Genomic DNA, 17,999 nt, shown 5'->3' on the forward strand with positions numbered 1-17,999 from the left:
ATTTTCACCATCCCTTTAGCCTCGAAGGGATGGCGAACCTTAAACGTCGGGGAGGTCTCCTGGCTCGTGGATCATCCTACTCTCCGCGCCTTCCCAGCTTTCGCCAGTGGCATAATTGCGGATTTTGTCCCCACTCACAGTGGCGGGCCCGCACCGGATTTTCACCGGTTTCCCTGATCCCGACGTTGTTGTCCAGTTATGCGTTTACCTTGAGAAGTGTCTGTCCAGATCTTTAAATCGGATCAACATCGATACCGGCCTTCCGTGTGGACAGAACAGTATCTCTTCTTCCAGTAACCTTTCTAAAAGTTCTTTAGCTTCACTCTCGCTCAAACGATCACCGGTTTTTATCGCTGATTTGCACGCAAGCGTTGACAAAAGATGGTCGAAAATCTTTTCGGGTTCCTCGAGTCCTTCCAGCCTTAGCTCGTCTAAGACTTCGTTCAATGCGTTAACGGCAACACTTTCCGAAAGTATTGAAGGAATACCCGTCAAAAAGATTCTATCACTTTCGAAGGAAATTTGAAATCCCAGTTTTTCAACATCATTTTTCTTTTCTCTTAAAAGGGACTTCCTTGAATCCTCAAGGGTTAACCTGATGGGCGAAAGTAATTTCTGACTTTGTATCTTTGCAGCTTTCTTTAATTTTTCATAAATGAGCCTTTCATGTGCAGCGTGCTGGTCGACTATCAGTAGACCATCTTTTGTTTCGGCGAGGATATAACGCTCGCCGAATACTCCGAATAATCTTGGTTCACCCGTTTCTTTTGCTTCTGTTTTTTCGAAGCGTCTGGAAGCAATTCTTTCGATATTCAACAGCAACTCATTATCTGGTTGGTAGTGTAGAGGTACTTTTCTTTTCTCAAAATGATCGCGCTGTTCCCAGTGTGTTTCTCTCAAATGTGTTCCGTATCCCCGGGCTTTTTCTGGGTTGTCAGACTCTTGTTTTTTAGTGTCCTGTTGTATTCCGGAGTAGTTGGTTGAACTACCTGGGAACGGTCTTTTCTCTATGCGAAGGATTGATGTTCCGGACGTTCGCAAAGTATTTCTGACGGCTCTTCTGATTGCGTCAAAGACAAGGGAAGGGTTGGAGAAACGAACCTCGAGTTTTTGAGGGTGGATGTTTACGTCTATCATTTCCGGATTTACCGAAATGAACAGAATAGCGAAGGGGAAACGCCCTTTTTCAAGTGATTCTCCGTAGCCTTTTTCTATGGCGTAATTTAGCTCCGGTTGCCTAACATAACGCCCGTTGACAAACACCATCTCACCGAGTCTGTTGAACCGGGTTCTTTCCGGGAAAGTGATGTAGCCTGTTATTGAGATCCCGCTGGTTTCTTCTTTAACCTCCAGCAAGTCGGTTGTAGAGAGTTCTGGAAAAACTACAGGTATTCTTTCAAGAATTCTTTCTGCAGGGGTGAGATCGTAAATAAGTTCACCGTCGCGAATGTATTTGAATCCGGCGTCCGGGATAGCCAGAATGAACCTTTGCACGATCTCTGTAACCATTCTTCCTTCAACTCTTTGAGATTTCAGGAATTTTCTTCTGGCAGGTGTATTGAAAAGCAGGTCATAAACCTCAACGGTTGTCCCTTTTGGTCCGATATATGACTTTTCCCTGACGATTTTCCCGCCAGAGATTTCGATAGTCAACCCTAAATCAGCGTTATCAGGCATCGATGAAATACGCATTCTTGAAACGCTGGAGATGGTTGAGAGCGCTTCGCCACGAAATCCGTATGTCAGAATTCTTTCCAGATCTTCTATGCACTGAATTTTGCTTGTGGTGTGTGGCTTTATAGCCATTTTGAGTTCCTCGGGCAGCATGCCAATACCGTTATCCGAAACCCTTATATATTCTTTTCCCCCAGCTTTGATCTCTACTTCCACTGTTGTAGCTTCTGCGTCGAGAGCGTTTTCCACAAGCTCCTTTACCACTGAGAAACAACCGGTAACAACCTCACCTGCCGCGATCTTCAAAATCACTTCCTGAGGTAATTCATGTATTTTCATGGATTCACACCTTCTCTCAAAGCCCATTGCCTTCGATACTCGAAAAGCATTATTGCTGCTGAAGCGGCAACATTCAGCGAGTCGATACCCTCACACATTGGGATAGAAACGAGGTAATCACTTTTCTTTTTAACCAGGTGTCTTATCCCTTTGCCTTCGTTACCAAAGATCAAAGCGGCTTTGTCAGTGAAACTCACCGAGTAGTAAGGCTCTCCTTCCATTGTAGCAGCATAAGTCCAAAATCCCTCTTCCTTTAAGGTTTCAATTGTTCGCGCCATGTTAACCACGCGAACGATAGGAATCCTGAAAACCAGGCCTGTGGAAACCTTTACCACAGCCGGTGTTACCTCTACCGACGCCTTTTCCGTTATGATTACGCCATCGGCACCGGCGGCTACAGAACTCCGAATTATCGCTCCAAGATTGTGAGGGTCTTGAATTCTATCCAGAAGAACCAGTAAGGAGCGCTTTTTTTCCATAATTTTATCTAGAAGTGTTTCTAAAGAGGTGTAAGGGAATTCTTTGAGGTTTATCACAACGCCCTGATGTTTCTTTTCGCGGGAGAGGTTGAAGAGTTTTTCAGGAGGGACGACTTCCATTCTGTAACCTTTTTTAGCTGTATGTTCTTTCAACTCCTCGAGCTCCCTGTCAACATTTTTCTGATCCGTAAAGAGGACCTTTTTTATTTTCAGTTTTTTTGGTTCAAGTTTTAGAATCTCTCTCAGCACATTTCTTCCATGAAGATACATCATTTTCCACCTTTTCCAGAAGTTCCTCCAGACGACGATACCGGCCTTTCAAAAAGAGATACCCAACGAGGGCTTCCAGGGCGGTAGCACATTTATAGTTTTCGTCATCACCGCGTTTTCTCGCACCGCGAGAATTATATCCTCTGCGAACAATTATTCTCTCTTCTTCTGAAAGAAATTTCTCTATAACTTCGAGTGCTTTTCTCTGGCCTTTTGCTTCGACGTAGAGAAGCGTGAGATTGTGTTGATATCCTGTTCTTCTTTTTGCCGACCGGAGGGTTTTTATACGGAAATACAGGCTATAAACAGCATCTCCTACGAAAGACAGGGAATCTATCGATAATTCTTCCGGTACTATATCGGTTCTAAAAAAATTTTCGAAATCAGACAAAGAACTTTTCAAGATTTTTGATGACCCATTCGACACGTTCAATCTTTTTTCCTCCAGCCTGTGCAAAATCGGGTCTTCCGCCGCCGCCACCGCCAAGTTCTGCGGCGATTTTTCTTGCAAGATCTCCAGCTCTGTATTTCTGTTGGAGTTCTTTACTGACTTTTACAACAAAAACAACCTTTCCGGATTCCGGCATTCTATTGAACAGGATGACCACACCTTTACCGAGTTTTTGCATAAGAACATCGGCGGTATTTCTCACAACATCCATCGAGGTGTTTTCTACAACTCTTGCAAGTACCTGAGCATCATAGAGTGTGAGTTTTCGTTCCAGTGAAGAAGCACCTTCACCGGATAGAAGTTTTTCCTTTAATCTTTTCAATTCCTTTGCCTGGTCTTTTAGTTTTCCGTTCAGGTTGATGATTTTCTCCACAAAGGCTTCCTGTGGAACTTCGAGAACGGCTCTAAGCTCTTCAACCAGATTCATAAGTTCGGTCATTTTCTCTAACGATTTCAGTCCGGTTATGGCTTCAATCCTTCTAACACCGGCGGAAACGGAAGACTCTGAAACAATCTTAAACAGGCCAATTTCGCCGGTGTTTTTCACGTGGGTTCCGCCACAGAGTTCCTTGCTAAAATCTCCTATGGATACGACACGGACGCGGTCACCATATTTTTCTTGAAAAAGGGCGACGACATCCTCATTTTTAACCTCTTCGAAGCTCTTCTCTGCAACATCGACGGGAATAGCTTCCAGTATCTTTCTATTTACGAGTTCTTCGATTTTTTGGATTTCCTCTTTATCAAGGGCGGTATAGTGGGAAAAGTCGAATCTCAATCTTTCCGCTTCAACAAGGGATCCAGCTTGTTTAACATGTTCACCCAGTATTTTTCTCAAAGCAGCGTGTAGCAGGTGGGTGGCGGTATGATTGCGAGCCGTAGATCTTCGGTTCTCTTTGTCCACAATTAGTGTGGCAAGATCTCCTGATTTTATCTTTCCGCTTTTTACCAGAACCCGGTGAACGATCAGATCCTGAAATGGAATAAATACGTGCTCAACCTCTGCAAAGCCTTCAGCGGTTTTTATGATGCCTCTGTCGGCAACCTGCCCGCCTTTTTCTGGATAGAAGGGAGTGATATCAAATATCAATTCACCCTTCTCACCTTTGGAGAGTTCTTCGGTAATTTTCTCGTCTTTGAGTATATGCGCGATCTTCGTTTTTACAGTGAGCTTTTCATAACCGACGAATTTCGTTCCGCCAATGATTTCGTAGGCTTTTCGGTAGCAGGAAGAATCCTTTTCGTACTCCACATTACCGGCAGCTTTTCTTGCCCTTTCTCTCTGCTGTTCCATGAGAGCTTTAAAGCCCTCTTTATCCAGAGGGAGATTCTTCTCAGCTACAATCTCCTCTACCAGTTCGAGGTGGAATCCGTAGGTATCGTGAAGCAAGAAAAGATCTTCCCCGTCCAGGCGGTTTTTCTTTTCCACGATTTGCCATAGGCGTTTTGTCCCGCTTTCAAATGTGGTGAGAAAACGTTCCTCCTCTTTCAGGGTTATCTCTTCAACAAAAGAGAGTTTTTCTTTTATCTCCGGATACACATCTCCAAGCGTCACGACAACCACTTCTGGTATTTTATACAAGAAGGGTTTGGAGCTACCAAGTAACGACCCGTGTCTTATAGCTCTTCTCATTATTCTTCTGAGAACGTAGCCTCTGCCTTCGTTTGAGGGGAGAACGCCGTCGGTTATGAGAAAGGTTATTGCTCTGGAATGGTCGGCGATGACGCGAATAGAAACATCGCTTTTGTTTGAAACACCGTATTTTACATTGAGCAATCCTTCTATTCTTTCCACTATCGGTTTGAACATGTCTGTTTCGAAGTTCGAACTGACTCCCTGCATGATTGCGGCCATCCGTTCCAGTCCCAGGCCGGTGTCTATGTTCTTTTTCTTCAAACGAGTCAGATTACCGTCTCCGTCCATGTTGTATTCAGTAAAGACCAGATTCCAGAATTCTAGGAATCTACCACAATCACACGCCGGAGAACAGTTTTCAACATCCGGGCAGTCCTTCGTTCTTCCGGTATCCACAAATATTTCTGAAGACGGGCCGCATGGACCGGTTGGGCCAGCAGGGCCCCACCAGTTGTCATCTTTTCCGAGGCGAACGATCCTCTTTTCGGAGATTCCCACGTTATTACGCCATATCTCGTAGGCTTCGTCGTCGTCGTGGTACACGGAGACCCAGAGTTTGTCCTCCGGGATTTTGAGAACCTCGGTTATATATTCCCAGGCCCATTCTATTGCTTCTTTTTTGAAATAATCACCAAATGAGAAGTTCCCAAGCATTTCAAAGAACGTGTGGTGTCTGGGTGTTCGTCCCACGTTATCTATATCCACTGTTCTGACGCATTTCTGGCAGGTGGCAACCCGGGGATAGGTGGGTTCGATTTTTCCCCAGAATATCGGTTTGAACGGAACCATACCAGCTACAGTGAACATCAGTTGGGGATCATTGGGTATTAGAGAAGCACTTGGAAGAATCGTGTGCTTTTTTGACTTCAAAAAATTTCAGGAAGCTTTCCCTTATTTCGTGACCGGTCATATATCTCATAAAACTTTCTTTCCCTCCTCAACTGAATAATATCAAGAAAATGTAAAACATGGGCACCACAAACAGCAAACCATCTATTCTATCGAGCATTCCACCGTGCCCGGGAAGAATGCTGCCAGAATCTTTAACATTATGATACCTCTTAAATGATGATTCCACAATATCGCCCACCGTGCCGAAGAAAGCTACAACGGCGGAAAGTATCAATGAATTGACTGCGCTGAGAGTAAAAATCTCTCCAGATAGGAGTATTTCCCTGGCGGTTTCGTATATAAGAAAGAACAAGAATGTGGTTACAAACCCTCCTATTACCCCTTCAAGGCTTTTCTTGGGGCTGTAAGAAGGTGATATTCTTATCCTGCCAAATCTCATTCCGATAAAGTACGCTCCCGCATCATATACCCAGACTGATACCAGCGTAAGTAACGCTAAACTTGCCCCGAATTTTAGATATATGGGGAAGAAAAAAGATAGATTCATTGCTACATAAAAAAGGGAAAAAATACCATTTACGACAAAATCCTTAGCTTTTTTTGGGTCCTTTATCGAAAAGATAACGATGGAGGAAATGGCTATCATGATAATTAAAAAAACAAGTTCAGGTCTTTTGGCGTTGTCGTTGGAATAGACAAATTTTTCCAAAGCAAGCCCATAAAACATCGTACTGAGAACCACAAGGGCGTTTACCAGCAACCTTACAATGGTGTGCCCGTGCCCTTTAAGACTGAAGGTTAAATACTCATAAGAGGCAAAGAAGACAACAGTCGCTACCAATCCCACCAGAGATTTGTAACTCACAAAACACAGTACAACAAATGGGCCAATGATCAATGCAGTTAATATTCTTGTGAAAACATCCGATTTACTCTTCATCCTTTATCACCGCACCAAATTTTCTCTTTCTTCTGGAATAATCTTCAATCGCCTGTAAAAAATCATCTTTCGTAAACTCAGGCCAGAGCTTTTCACAGAAATACAGCTCTGAATAAGCACTTTCCCACATTAGAAAATTACTTAGCCTTTTTTCTCCGGAAGTTCTGATTATTAGATCCGGCTCCGGCATTTCGGGGAGATAAAGGTAACGTTCAAAGATATGTTCATCTACTTTTTTGAGCTTGGCAGCGAGGATTTTGTTTACAGCGTCTATGATCTCAGCACGTCCTCCATAGTTTAAGGCAATGATCAAATTCAGGCGGTCGTTTTTTGCGGTTTTCTGTTCTATATTCTCACAAAATCTGCGTATATTTCCTGGCAGTTGTTGAATTCGCCCGAGAAATTTCAGTTTTATACCTTCGTTAATGATCTCGTTCAAGCGGTTGTTGATGTAACGAACGAGCAAATTGAAAAGAAATTCAACCTCCTCTTTCGGGCGTTTCCAGTTTTCCGTGGAGAAAGCGTACAGAGTAAGATAACGAATCCCGAGTTCCGCTGCCCATCGGGCAACACTGTCTGCGACCTCAGCACCTTTTTTATGCCCTTCCGTTCTCCGTAATCCTCTTTGTTTGGCCCAGCGACCGTTGCCATCCATTATGATAGCAATATGAGTAGGTATCTTCATCTGCTTTAAAACTCCATGATTTCCTTTTTCTTTTTCTCAAAAAGCTTATCCATTTCTTCAACGTATTTGTCGGTCAACTTTTGGAGCTCTTCCTCAAATCTTCGAAGATCGTCTTCTGTCATTTCCTTGTTCTTTTCCATTTCTTTAGCTTCCTTTAGAACGTCACGCCTGATGTTCCTGACCGCTATTTTTCCCTTTTCAGCGATCTCTTTGCTCAGTTTTACCCATTTTTCCCTCTGTTCAGTTGTCGGAATGGGGAAATTCAGTCGCACAACGTTACCATCGTTGATGGGGGTCAATCCCAGATTAGAGGCCAATATAGCTTTTTCAATATGGGAGAGCATGTTCTTTTCCCACGGCCTGATGATTAAAGACCTATCCTCACTAACATTTATCGTTGCTAACTGATTAATGGGGGTAGGAACGCCATAATAATCCACCTTGATTTCCTCGAGAATTGCAGGCGAAGGTCTTCCGGTTCTCATATGGCTGAACTCTTCAGAGATTTTTTCTGTGCTTTTTTTCATGCGCTCTTCAGCATCTTTCAGAAGCATATTTTTCATTATTTATTCCTCCTTTCATGTTGTTGAATATTCAACCCAAATTATATCACAGCTTTAGTGGCAACAATGCTGATTTCAATTTGGCAGACGATAAGCTGTATTGAATTGGTAAGATTCTTCTGGTAAAATGTTCACGATGTTCTAACAGAATGAACAGAATGGGAGGTAAGAAAATGTTCCCTATTTTAGGTTTTGTTGCCTATGGTCCCGCTGCTCCTGAGACCACATCGCCAGTTCCGACTGGTGCCACAGGTGGATTTGCCGGTATAATTGTGTGGCTGGTAATAATGATTGGTTTGTTTTATTTCACGATTATCCTTCCACAAAAGCGTAGGGACAAGAAATTTAAGGAACTGATGTCCAAATTGAAGGTTGGAGACAGGGTAATCACCGTTGGTGGAATCATCGGAAAAGTTACAAACATCAAGGAAAATACCGTAAGGATAAAAACTGGCAATGGTTCAGAGATAGACATTGCCAGAAGGTCCGTGACAGCTATTCTCGGGAAAGGAACCCCAACGGACATAGATCCTGGAATTCAGTAAGAAAGCAGGAGTAAGGGTTCATAAAAAAGTATTTCTGATATTTCGAAAGGGGGTGCTCTGTCCGACTATCGGACAAAACAATATGAGAGCAAACCAAAAACGTCTCATTGTTGTTGTAATTGTTCTTGTTCTCGCGCTTCTTCCCCTGGTTATACCTCGTGGAGAAACGGCTGGAGGTTCTTTTTTGTCGCTAATTACTTCCAACATTCGATTGGGTCTTGACATCAAAGGTGGAGCCCTGCTTGAGTATGCTCTGGTAACTGACACTCCTAAAGAAGAGCAAAGCACAATAGCCGATAGAGTTGTGGAAGTGCTTAGAAAGAGGCTTGATGCTGCCGGGTTCACTGAAGCGACCGTTGAGAAGGTTGTTGCAAGTATTAGCTTTGGCGAAGAGGTGCCTTCTGTTAGGGTGCGTGTGCAGATACCAGGGATAACCGATATCGAAAAAGCCGAAAAACTCGTTGGGCAAACGGGTAAATTGTACTTTGCTGATGTTCTTGCCATCGAGACGTCAGATGCAACACCAGGTATGCCTTCTGGAATGGCTTATGAGATAAGCAAACTCAAACTTCAAGGAGTCGAGCCTTTCTGGACCAAAAGCTTTCATTATGGAAAGATCGAAAACGGTGTTGAAAACAGGATATGGTATTATATAAGTCCTAAAATAAACATCGGTGGAAGATATGTAGAGCTCGATGGAAGTACCATTACTGATGCGAAGGCACTGGTAAATCCGAGACCACAACCCGGTCAAGGTAAGTTCATGGTTTCTCTGGAGTTCAATAGAGACGGTAGAGATACCTTCAGAGATATCACAGCTTCCAAATCGGGACTTCCCGAGAACGATATAAAGAAAAGACTGGCGATTGTTCTAGATGATAAAGTTATCATTGCGCCGATCGTCTCTTCAACGATTTCCGATGGAAAGGCAGTTATTGAAGGACTTCAAACGATCGATGAAGCCAGGGAGATCGCCATACTTGTCAGCAGTGGAAACCTGCCAGTTGAGCTTAAACCTTTCAACAAAAGGGTACTTTCTCCTACTCTAGGTAAAGACATAATAACATCAGCCCTCTGGGCCGGGCTTGCTGGCCTGGTTATCATTATGATTTACATGGTGCTTGTCTATGGCTTGATGGGACTCGTTGCTGATGTTGCTTTGCTTTATAACTCGCTCCTTCTCTTCGGAATGCTTGCGTTGACCGGATCGATCCTGACGCTTCCTGGTATTGCGGGTATCATCCTTACAATAGGTATGACCGTGGATGGAAACATTCTCATATTTGAGAGAATCAAAGAAGAACTCAGAGTTGGAAAAACACCTGAAAATGCTGTTGATAGTGCTTTCAACAAGGTGTTCTGGACGATATTTGATGCGAATCTGACCACAATTCTTGCCGGTCTCGTGCTTCTTTACTTTGGAACGGGAACAGTTAAGGGATTTGCTGTAACGCTCATAATTGGAGTTTTAGGCGCAATGTTTACTAACCTGGTTGCCTCCAGAACAATGCTCGTTGGAATGGCCGGAAGCATCAATGCTGCACGCTACGTAAAGGCTACCGGCGGTGAAGGGAGCGATAAAAGATGACATACAACTTTGATTTTGTTGGTAAAAGAAAGGGATTCCTTACTCTATCATTGGTGCTTGTAGCATTGTCGCTCGTCATGGTGTTCACTAAGGGTTTTAACCTCGGCGTGGATTTCACCGGCGGTATAGAGATCAGTGTTACAGTTTCAGATTTAGAAATGTCTGTCGGCGAGATGAGAGGACTTTTGAGTTCCGTGAATCCCATCTTTGAATCTGCTCGAATCATCAAGCAGAAGCCGTTAACTCAAGAAGGTAGTTCTGATCAGCTTGCCAGGTTCTCTATTGTTGTCAATTCGGAAAATGAGCAGGGGCTCAAAGAGGATATCATTAAAGCGCTTACTTCAAAGGGAGTAAAAAGCAGCAATATTCTTTCGGTAAACAGAATCTCAGGGTTCGCTGCTCAGGAGATCAAAGGGTATGCATGGACAGCGGTTATCGTTGCTGTTGCTCTTATATTGCTTTACATAACAATACGTTTCAGGTTCTCTTTTGGTATTGGTGCAATTATCGCTCTTGTTCACGATATACTCATAACACTCGGTTTCTATAGTATCTTTGGCATAGAAATAAACGCACCTGTGGTTGCCGCACTTCTAACGTTGCTGGGGTATTCTCTTAATGATACTATTGTTGTATATGACAGGGTCAGGGAAAATCTCCGTAAGCTTAGAGGGAAAAGCATAGAGGAAATCGTCAACAGGAGCATCAACGAGGTTATCGTTAGATCTTTGAATACGTCTTTGACAACGTTCACAGCCGTTCTGATGCTCTTTATATTTTCTGGAGAAGTTCTTGGACCCTTTGCCTTTGGAATCATGGTAGGTGTTGTAGTCGGTACATATTCTTCGTTGTACATAGCGGCACCGGTTGTCATTACCTGGCTCGGACGCTCGAAAGTAAAGATAAAATAAGGGTAAAGGCTATTGAAATTATAATTGGTGTAGTGTATAATCTTTGACGAAGTGGGGTCGTAGCGCAGCTGGGAGCGCGTCACAATGGCATTGTGAAGGCCGAGGGTTCGAATCCCTTCGACTCCACCAGCGGGGAACCTGGTTCCCCGTTTTTTCTTAATTCAAGGTGATTCTATATGAAAAGACAACTGTTTCTGTTCATCTTCATACTTTTTTTGGTTTCAATCACTAACGCAACATGGCGGGTTGTATCCACAGAAAATAGTGATGTACCTTACGAATTGGTGAAGCTTATTGATACGGCCGAAAGCACAGTTCTTTTGGTAGCTTATTCCCTTGATCTTGACAGGATAATCGAATCATTGAATGATGCAGTTGAGCGAGGCGTTTTTGTTGAGGCAATTGTTGACGATTCTTCTGTTACGAGGACACTGTCAAAAAAACCTAAATTCAAATTACTCACTGACAGTTCTTCAGCGTTGATTCACGCTAAGTTTTTACTGGTAGACAACAGTTTTCTTGTTTTTGGAACCGGGAACTTCTCCCGGTCTGGACTGATTAATGATTCCAATGTATTCGTAATAACTGATAATGAGGAGATTGTACAAGCGTTCACTGAAATATATTCGGCGGTCATTTCTGGAAATAATTATTTCGATGTTTTCCAAAGTATTGAAATTTATCTTACCCCTGCACCGGAATCCAAGAAGCGGGTTATTGAAGAGCTTACAAATGCAAAAGACGAGATTCTCTTTTTATCTTATGCTTTTACAGATCCCGAGATCCTCAGCGTTTTAAAACTCAAAAGCGCTCAGGGGATCGAGGTGAAAGGGGTTATTGATTCCTGGAACAAAAATTCTTCACCCGTCTTCAAATGGGTAACAACGGGAATGCGGGTGAGAGTCAACCCCAACGAGTGGAGGGTTCACGATAAGATAATAATTATCGATAGAAAAACCGCGATTTTTGGTTCCGCCAATCTCACTTTAAGTGCCTGGGAAAGAAATCGAGAAATCATTGTTATAATTGAATTGAAAGAGATTGTAGACAGGCTTATAAATCATTTTAACTACATCTGGGAGGTTTGTTCAAATGATAGTTAGACTTGGACTCGCACAGATCAACACCACAGTTGGGGATTTGAAAGGTAATGTAACGAAGATAAATGAATACATAGATCTTGCAGAGAAAAAAGGAGTTAGCATTCTTGTTTTTCCGGAATTGGCGATTACTGGTTATCCCCCAGAGGATCTCGTTCTGCGCACGGGGTTCATAAAAGATAATCTTTCAGCTCTTGAAAAGGTCAGAGAATATACAATAGATAAGGAACTTCTTGTGATTTTAGGATTCGTTGATTTTGACTTTGAGATATACAACGCCGCTGCGGTTCTTCATAACGGAGAAAAAGTCGCTGTTTATCGCAAAATGCATCTCCCAAATTATTCAGTTTTTGACGAAAAGCGATATTTTTCGGCCGGAAAAAAGGCTTTAATTCTGAGAAACAAAAACCTCCGCATTGGCGTGAACATCTGTGAGGATCTCTGGGTCCCTTCAGGGCCAATAAATGAACAAACGATATTCGGGGCAAACCTCATAATAAACCTTTCCGCTTCTCCGTTCACTGCCGGAAAGTCAAGAAAACGTTTGGAATTATTATCTACACGCGCTTCAGAATACTCCTGTGCAATCGCTTATTGCAACCTCGTTGGAGGCCAGGACGAGCTTGTTTTCGATGGATTGAGCGCGGTTGTTCTGCCAGACGGAAGGAGCTTCATAGCACGAGGGTTTGAGGAGGAACTGTTCATTACGGATCTGGACCTCGATATCGCAACTCGATACAATCTTTATGAAGGAAAGCGGAAAAGCTTCAAAGCGAATGCTGAACTGGAAGAAAAGGAAATAAGCTTCACACTTCGTGATAACATCGAGTTTTTGACTTCTCACAGGATAGCGGAAGGCATAGAGGAAATTTTCAATGCGCTTGTCCTTGGTTTGAGAGACTACGTAAAGAAAAATGGTTTTAGTACCGTGACCCTCGGTCTCAGTGGTGGTATGGATTCTTCTCTTGCAGCTTGTATAGCCGTTGAGGCACTCGGAAGGGAAAACGTTGTTGGTGTGTTGATGCCTTCAAAGTACACCTCCAACACGAGCATTGAAGATGCCAAAATGCTTGCAAAGAATCTCGGGATAAAAACCCTGACCGTTCCTATAACTGCGATTTATCATTCATATCTTGGAACGCTTTCTGATGCTTTTAAAGGAAGAGAACAGGATGTAACGGAAGAAAATATACAGGCACGAATAAGAGGCAACATCCTTATGGCACTTTCTAACAAATTCGGCTGGCTTGTTCTGGCAACCGGCAACAAGAGCGAACTGGCTACGGGGTATGCCACCCTTTATGGCGATATGGCTGGAGGCTTTGCCGTCCTTAAAGACGTATACAAAACGGACGTTTATAGATTGGCAGATTATTTCAACCGTACTAAGAAAACCGAGATAATCCCCAGAAGAGTTTTTGAAAAACCGCCTTCGGCTGAACTCCGGCCAAACCAGACAGATCAGGACACACTTCCTCCATACGAAACACTGGATAAAATCCTGAAACTTTTTATAGAGGAAGGGCTTTCAGCCAATGAAATACTCGAACATGGGTTCGATAATAATACTGTGAACTTCACGCTAAAGCTGCTTAAGAAAAATGAATATAAGCGAAGGCAGGGGGCACCTGGAATAAAAATTTCAAGGAGGGCCTTTGGAAAAGATTGGCGAATGCCGATAACTAACGATTATAATACAACATTTATGGATGGTGAAAACGGTGATTAATGGTGTCGTTATCGATATAGATGGAACTTTTATAGACAGCGAAGAGAAGATCCCGATAGAAAACCTTGAAGTTTTCAGAGAACTTGAGGCTAAAGGCTTACGAGTGATATTTGCCAGTGGTAGGATGCTTACTTCTGTGAAGAATTTTATATCGAAAATCTCTGATAAGGCTTATCCCATAATCGCGTATAACGGTGCTGTTGTGTATGTGAATGGTGAGAATATCTTTAATCAGGTACTCTTACAGGATACTGCTGTGAGGATCGTTGAACGTGCCTTGAGTAACAATATGTATATTCAAGCATATGTTGACGACAGGTTAGTTGTTCCAAAAGACTGTGAAGAAGCTCGATCCTATGCTTCACATTCTGGTGTTGATTTTATGGTTGTTGAAGATTTGACAAATTATCTTTCTAAACACCCGACCATTAAACTTTTGATGATAGCTCCTTCAGAACAAATTGATAACCTCAGATTGGAGTTCAGCGAAATTTTTCCTGAAGTCGATTTTGTAAGGTCTTTCAGTACATATCTTGATATTGTTCCCAAAGGGGTCTCGAAGGGGAAAGCCCTGGAGATTCTTTGCAAACACCTGGAGATCGATATCGGAAAATTAATAGCTTTTGGGGACAATGATAACGACATTTCGCTTTTTGAACGTTGTGGATTCTCTATTGCTATGGCAAATGCCACTCAAAGAGCAAAAAAGGCTGCCGATGTCATTGCACCTTCGAACGATGAAGCTGGATTTGCGAGAGTCATGAAAAAGCTTCTAACACTGTGCGATTAGAGTTTCTGGAGGATTTCCAGAACTTTGTGGCTTTTTCTGGCGAGAGAAAGATGTTTTGTAAGTGCTTTGAGATAGTATTCTTCGGCCCATGCCGGAGCGGTCTTCATTTCTTCCAGCACCGAAGATAAGAATTTTAAATCATGACCTCCTGATACGGTAGCGTCTATCGACAAAATCTCCTTGACGAGTTCATCTTTACTTGTAACTTCGTAATTTTGCTGGTCGTTACCCATCCCACAGCGTTCGTTTAGAACCCTCTCACAATACAATCCTTGAACGAAAAGGGCCTGTAGTGAACGTAGGTTTCTGTGTCTCTGGAAGTATTGCTCACTTGCGTGTAGATAATTGAAGAGATGGATGAAATAAAAGGTCGAATCAATACGCCTTTCAATCATGAACCTGAGCGCCGATAACGCCAGGGATTTTCTTACGGAGTCCGGGCTATATCCAGCATTCAAAGCCTTTTCCATTGTGGTTATTATTCCTCTGTTGTGATACAGTCCGTCGTAGATCAATTCAAACACGTCATCGTCAAACCTCATGGCATTTCCACACCATTTGTCGCTTAACGTGTAGTTCGCGGTTAACTCATCATAAAGGGGAAGAATGACCGGTTGTGAAGAAAGGTATCTAACCATCCAGTCGTAGAAATAGTCAGCATTTTTCGGGCACTTTATCACGAGTTTATAGGCTTTCTCAACAGCTATAGCTTTATGGCCGAGATTTCTCATTTGCCTTCGGGTTGTTTCTTCCACTTCGATTATTCCAAAGAAAAAAAGGAGATCTTCGAGTTCCGGTTTTAATGCGATTGCCTCTCCCTGAAGTTTTTTGAAAAGCGCTACGGCTTCCGGGGTCTGGCCATAAAACAAAGCCCTTCCAAATTCTTCGAGTTCGCCGTCGGCACTGGTTGATTTTTCAGGTTTTGTGTATTCCCATAGATATCGCTCTCGTATATTGTAAATTGCCTGAGACAGAGCAAGGAAAAGATGTTCCGGATAATGTTCTCCTATCTCGAAAGAAGCGGAAAGAACCAGAAGAGCATGGTTTGTGGGTATCGATTTCAGATTGCTCCCTTCTCTGTCCCACTCCACATAACTCTTTTTCCAGATCCTGAATTTCATTTCCCTTACGAGAAAATCCACCAGACTCTCGAGTTTTTCTTTTTCTACCGCACGCTTTATTTTTTTGAATAGCAGGAGCTCATCCATGTTCTTTAGCTGTTCCTGTCTCATAGTTTCCCTCCGAATCCTTCTTTTTCTTTTCTTTTTAGAGGAATAATAATAACATCAGCCATAAAATATCCTTCCTCATTTTTAAGACGGACGATGATTGTATCGACTGAGTACGATTTTTTGCCTCCGAATAAATGAATAAGCCGACCTTTCCAGAAGCCATTGCTAGAGATTTCCTTCTTTACAAGATTTCTTTCTTTCAAAGTTATCTTCACGAAATTGGGTACTAATTTTTTTTCCATGAACCTCGGATAAATCCGTGAATCCATTGTGTTTGAGCCACTGGTTGTTAGCGTAAATAATACGACCTTCAAGATCCACAGCAACCAGCATTTGTTGCATATGATACAGCAAGTCAGATTTCCTTAGGAGTTCGCCAAGTAATTTGTTCAGATGTTCGTTTGTTCTTATGGCGAAAACAACCGCAATTTCTTCTCCTTGAACATTTTTAACTATTTGTGAGGAATATTCAATGAGTATTTTTGTGCCCTTTTCGTCGACCACTTCCAGTAGTTCGTTATCGGTAATTTCTTTCTTTTTCCACACAAGCGTTATGAAGTTTTTCAAAAGTTTGGGTTTTATGTCTTCTGCCTGTAATCCATAAACGCTGTCGAACTCCACCTTAAAGAACCTTTCGGCGGCTTCGTTCATGTATATAAGTCTACCATTAATATCTAAAGCAAAAGCAACCTCTCTCACATTCTTCAGAATCAGTGAATGCAGTTCCAGTTTTTCTTGAAGCTTTCTTCTTTCTGTTACATCCATTGCGACTACAAGCTCAAGTTTCCCCAGCTCAGTTTCGATTAGAGTCCTTTTGGTACTCGTAATGAAGAGACTGCCATTCCTTTTTATCCGCCATTCATCGCCTTCCCATCGTTTGTTTTTTCTAAGGATGTTCTTTTGTTCTTCAAGCTCTTTCTCAGTAAATTTTAAATACAATCTTTCAGGGGTGCCTAACATTTCTTCGAGTTCGTATCCGTGGGATTTCGCCGCGAATTGGTTGAGATAAACGATTTTTCCTTCTTTATCAAGCGCCATGGCTATTTCTTCGGCATTGTCCAGAAAATTCCACTGAAAGGCGATTTCTTCGCGATTCCTTTTTTCCTGGGTTATATCCATAAATGTGAATTGTGAGACAACCTCTGCGCCATAGACCATTTCTGAAGTGTTGCACCTAACATAGCGTATATCGCCTAAAGAGGTCTTCAGGGTAGTTTCCAAACATTTGATGCTTCCGGAATTGAGTTTTTTTATTGTTTTGACATTGGTTGTTAATTCATCAAAGACCATTCTGGAGAGCTCGTCTTCAGAATATCCAAGGATATTCTGGGCAACACGGTTAGAAAAAATAATCCTATGATCTCTCTTTCTTATCACAAGGATACCACAGCCCATACTGTTAACGAGATTAAAATACTTTTCTTTCTCGAATTTCAGCCTCCTTTCAAGACCTTGTTTCTCAAGCATGAAGAAAACAACACTGCTGAGATAATGTAAATAACCGGGACCTTTGATCAGGTATTCAAAAGTCTTTAAATTGTATTTTTTTACCTTTTCGATATCTGAAAGCAAGAACAAATAAGGTACATTGCCTTCACGGCACTTTTGGAGGATTTCCGTGTTTAAAAAGTCAAACACGAGAAGGTCTGAATATTTCCATAGGTCATCGTTAATCTCTTCGATATATCTAACATCAAAGCTATCCGGGAAGGCTTCCAGGAGCCTTTTTGCATCTTTCTGACTTTTGCCTACGAGTATAATTCGGGAACCATATGTAACCTCTAACAAAAAGTATCACCTCTTCATTTCCTGAATAAGGAAAACACTCCTCCTTACATTACAGCCAGGTTCCCTTAAAGTAATTTAGAATCCTGCTGAACTTGTCAATCTAATTTTAACACAAGACCACTCATATCTCGCATTTCACTGTTTTGGAGGATGTAAGTAAGGAGAATCAGAGCATTTGTTGTTCTGTTTGTTCAAAAAAGTTTTTTTGGAAAAAGTTGTAAACAAACAAGAATCCGGGATAGGAGACAATTTTAGCCAGAATTAGTAGGTTGCTTTAGTATAATGAATGTATATCAAACGATTTGTCACAACATTTCTTACAAGGTAAAACATAGAGGCGAGAGAATGAGGCGGTTTATTTTCCTGGTTGTTTTGGTGATTCTTGCAGTTTTTGGAAGTTGGATTTAAAGAACCTGTTAGATATAAT

Annotated in this window: 15 protein-coding genes, 1 tRNA gene, 1 pseudogene and 1 riboswitch; of the genes and pseudogenes, 7 read left to right on the forward strand and 10 right to left on the reverse strand. The window is 42.2% G+C overall.

Annotated features, from left to right (window positions below; genetic code table 11):
* Positions 1-31: 31 nt before the first annotated feature.
* A riboswitch (cobalamin riboswitch) is annotated at positions 32-212 on the reverse strand.
* The 7 genes and pseudogenes from mutL to frr form a co-directional block, all read right to left on the reverse strand.
* A complete protein-coding gene (mutL, locus tag DU53_RS08390; protein WP_063728370.1) occupies positions 205-2,013 on the reverse strand; it encodes a DNA mismatch repair endonuclease MutL in 1,809 nt (602 codons plus the stop codon). (Overlaps the previous riboswitch by 8 nt.)
* Positions 2,010-2,762 (reverse strand): 23S rRNA (guanosine(2251)-2'-O)-methyltransferase RlmB, encoded by a 753-nt coding sequence (gene rlmB, locus DU53_RS08395; RefSeq protein WP_015868939.1) that lies wholly within the window; start codon positions 2,760-2,762, stop codon positions 2,010-2,012. Before rlmB ends, mutL begins: the two co-directional genes overlap by 4 nt.
* On the reverse strand, positions 2,716-3,189 hold the full coding sequence (locus DU53_RS08400; protein WP_235599777.1) for a Mini-ribonuclease 3: 474 nt from the start codon (positions 3,187-3,189) through the stop codon (positions 2,716-2,718). The genes rlmB and DU53_RS08400 overlap by 47 nt, the downstream gene beginning before the upstream one ends.
* Positions 3,146-5,768, reverse strand: a pseudogene (gene alaS, locus DU53_RS08405) (alanine--tRNA ligase). Before alaS ends, DU53_RS08400 begins: the two are co-directional and overlap by 44 nt.
* Positions 5,769-5,786: 18 nt before the next feature.
* Positions 5,787-6,641 carry a phosphatidate cytidylyltransferase gene (locus DU53_RS08410; RefSeq protein ID WP_063728372.1) on the reverse strand — a complete coding sequence of 285 codons (855 nt, stop codon included), beginning with the start codon at positions 6,639-6,641 and terminating at the stop codon, positions 5,787-5,789.
* Positions 6,631-7,326, reverse strand: coding sequence for an isoprenyl transferase (locus DU53_RS08415; RefSeq protein ID WP_015868943.1), 696 nt, complete (start codon positions 7,324-7,326; stop codon positions 6,631-6,633). The genes DU53_RS08410 and DU53_RS08415 overlap by 11 nt, the downstream gene beginning before the upstream one ends.
* A 5-nt stretch (positions 7,327-7,331) precedes the next feature.
* Complete coding sequence (gene frr / locus DU53_RS08420; RefSeq protein WP_015868944.1) at positions 7,332-7,889, reverse strand: ribosome recycling factor; 558 nt, start codon at positions 7,887-7,889, stop codon at positions 7,332-7,334.
* A gap of 173 nt (positions 7,890-8,062) precedes the next feature.
* Between frr and yajC the strand changes: the two genes are divergently transcribed.
* The 7 genes from yajC (at position 8,063) to DU53_RS08455 (ending at position 14,552) form a co-directional block, all read left to right on the forward strand.
* Entirely contained in the window at positions 8,063-8,434 is a 372-nt protein-coding gene (yajC, locus tag DU53_RS08425) for a preprotein translocase subunit YajC (protein WP_063728373.1), read from the forward strand.
* Positions 8,435-8,618: 184 nt separating this feature from the next.
* Positions 8,619-10,022, forward strand: coding sequence for a protein translocase subunit SecD (gene secD / locus DU53_RS08430; protein WP_235599771.1), 1,404 nt, complete (start codon positions 8,619-8,621; stop codon positions 10,020-10,022).
* A complete protein-coding gene (gene secF / locus DU53_RS08435; RefSeq protein WP_063728377.1) occupies positions 10,019-10,933 on the forward strand; it encodes a protein translocase subunit SecF in 915 nt (304 codons plus the stop codon). The genes secD and secF overlap by 4 nt, the downstream gene beginning before the upstream one ends.
* A 53-nt stretch (positions 10,934-10,986) precedes the next feature.
* A tRNA-Ala gene (locus DU53_RS08440) sits at positions 10,987-11,062 on the forward strand.
* Positions 11,063-11,109: 47 nt separating this feature from the next.
* A complete protein-coding gene (locus DU53_RS08445; protein ID WP_063728379.1) occupies positions 11,110-12,036 on the forward strand; it encodes a phospholipase D-like domain-containing protein in 927 nt (308 codons plus the stop codon).
* Entirely contained in the window at positions 12,026-13,762 is a 1,737-nt protein-coding gene (locus tag DU53_RS08450; RefSeq protein ID WP_063728381.1) for an NAD+ synthase, read from the forward strand. Before DU53_RS08445 ends, DU53_RS08450 begins: the two co-directional genes overlap by 11 nt.
* Entirely contained in the window at positions 13,743-14,552 is an 810-nt protein-coding gene (locus DU53_RS08455) for a Cof-type HAD-IIB family hydrolase (RefSeq protein WP_041288722.1), read from the forward strand. The genes DU53_RS08450 and DU53_RS08455 overlap by 20 nt, the downstream gene beginning before the upstream one ends.
* Here DU53_RS08455 and DU53_RS08460 read toward each other — a convergent pair.
* Genes DU53_RS08460 through DU53_RS08470 form a run of 3 tightly spaced genes read right to left on the reverse strand, consistent with a single transcriptional unit; the run spans position 14,549 to position 17,572 of the window.
* Positions 14,549-15,784, reverse strand: coding sequence for a hypothetical protein (locus DU53_RS08460; protein WP_041288723.1), 1,236 nt, complete (start codon positions 15,782-15,784; stop codon positions 14,549-14,551). The two genes, DU53_RS08455 and DU53_RS08460, sit on opposite strands and share 4 nt — an antisense overlap.
* Positions 15,781-15,987, reverse strand: a complete 207-nt coding sequence (locus tag DU53_RS12535) for a hypothetical protein (RefSeq protein WP_153020846.1) — start codon at positions 15,985-15,987, stop codon at positions 15,781-15,783. Before DU53_RS12535 ends, DU53_RS08460 begins: the two co-directional genes overlap by 4 nt.
* Positions 15,950-17,572, reverse strand: a complete 1,623-nt coding sequence (locus DU53_RS08470; RefSeq protein WP_063728385.1) for a PAS domain-containing protein — start codon at positions 17,570-17,572, stop codon at positions 15,950-15,952. Before DU53_RS08470 ends, DU53_RS12535 begins: the two co-directional genes overlap by 38 nt.
* Positions 17,573-17,999: the final 427 nt, after the last annotated feature.

It is taken from the genome of Kosmotoga sp. DU53, assembly GCF_001639905.1.
Taxonomy (GTDB): Bacteria; Thermotogota; Thermotogae; order Petrotogales; family Kosmotogaceae; genus Kosmotoga; species Kosmotoga olearia.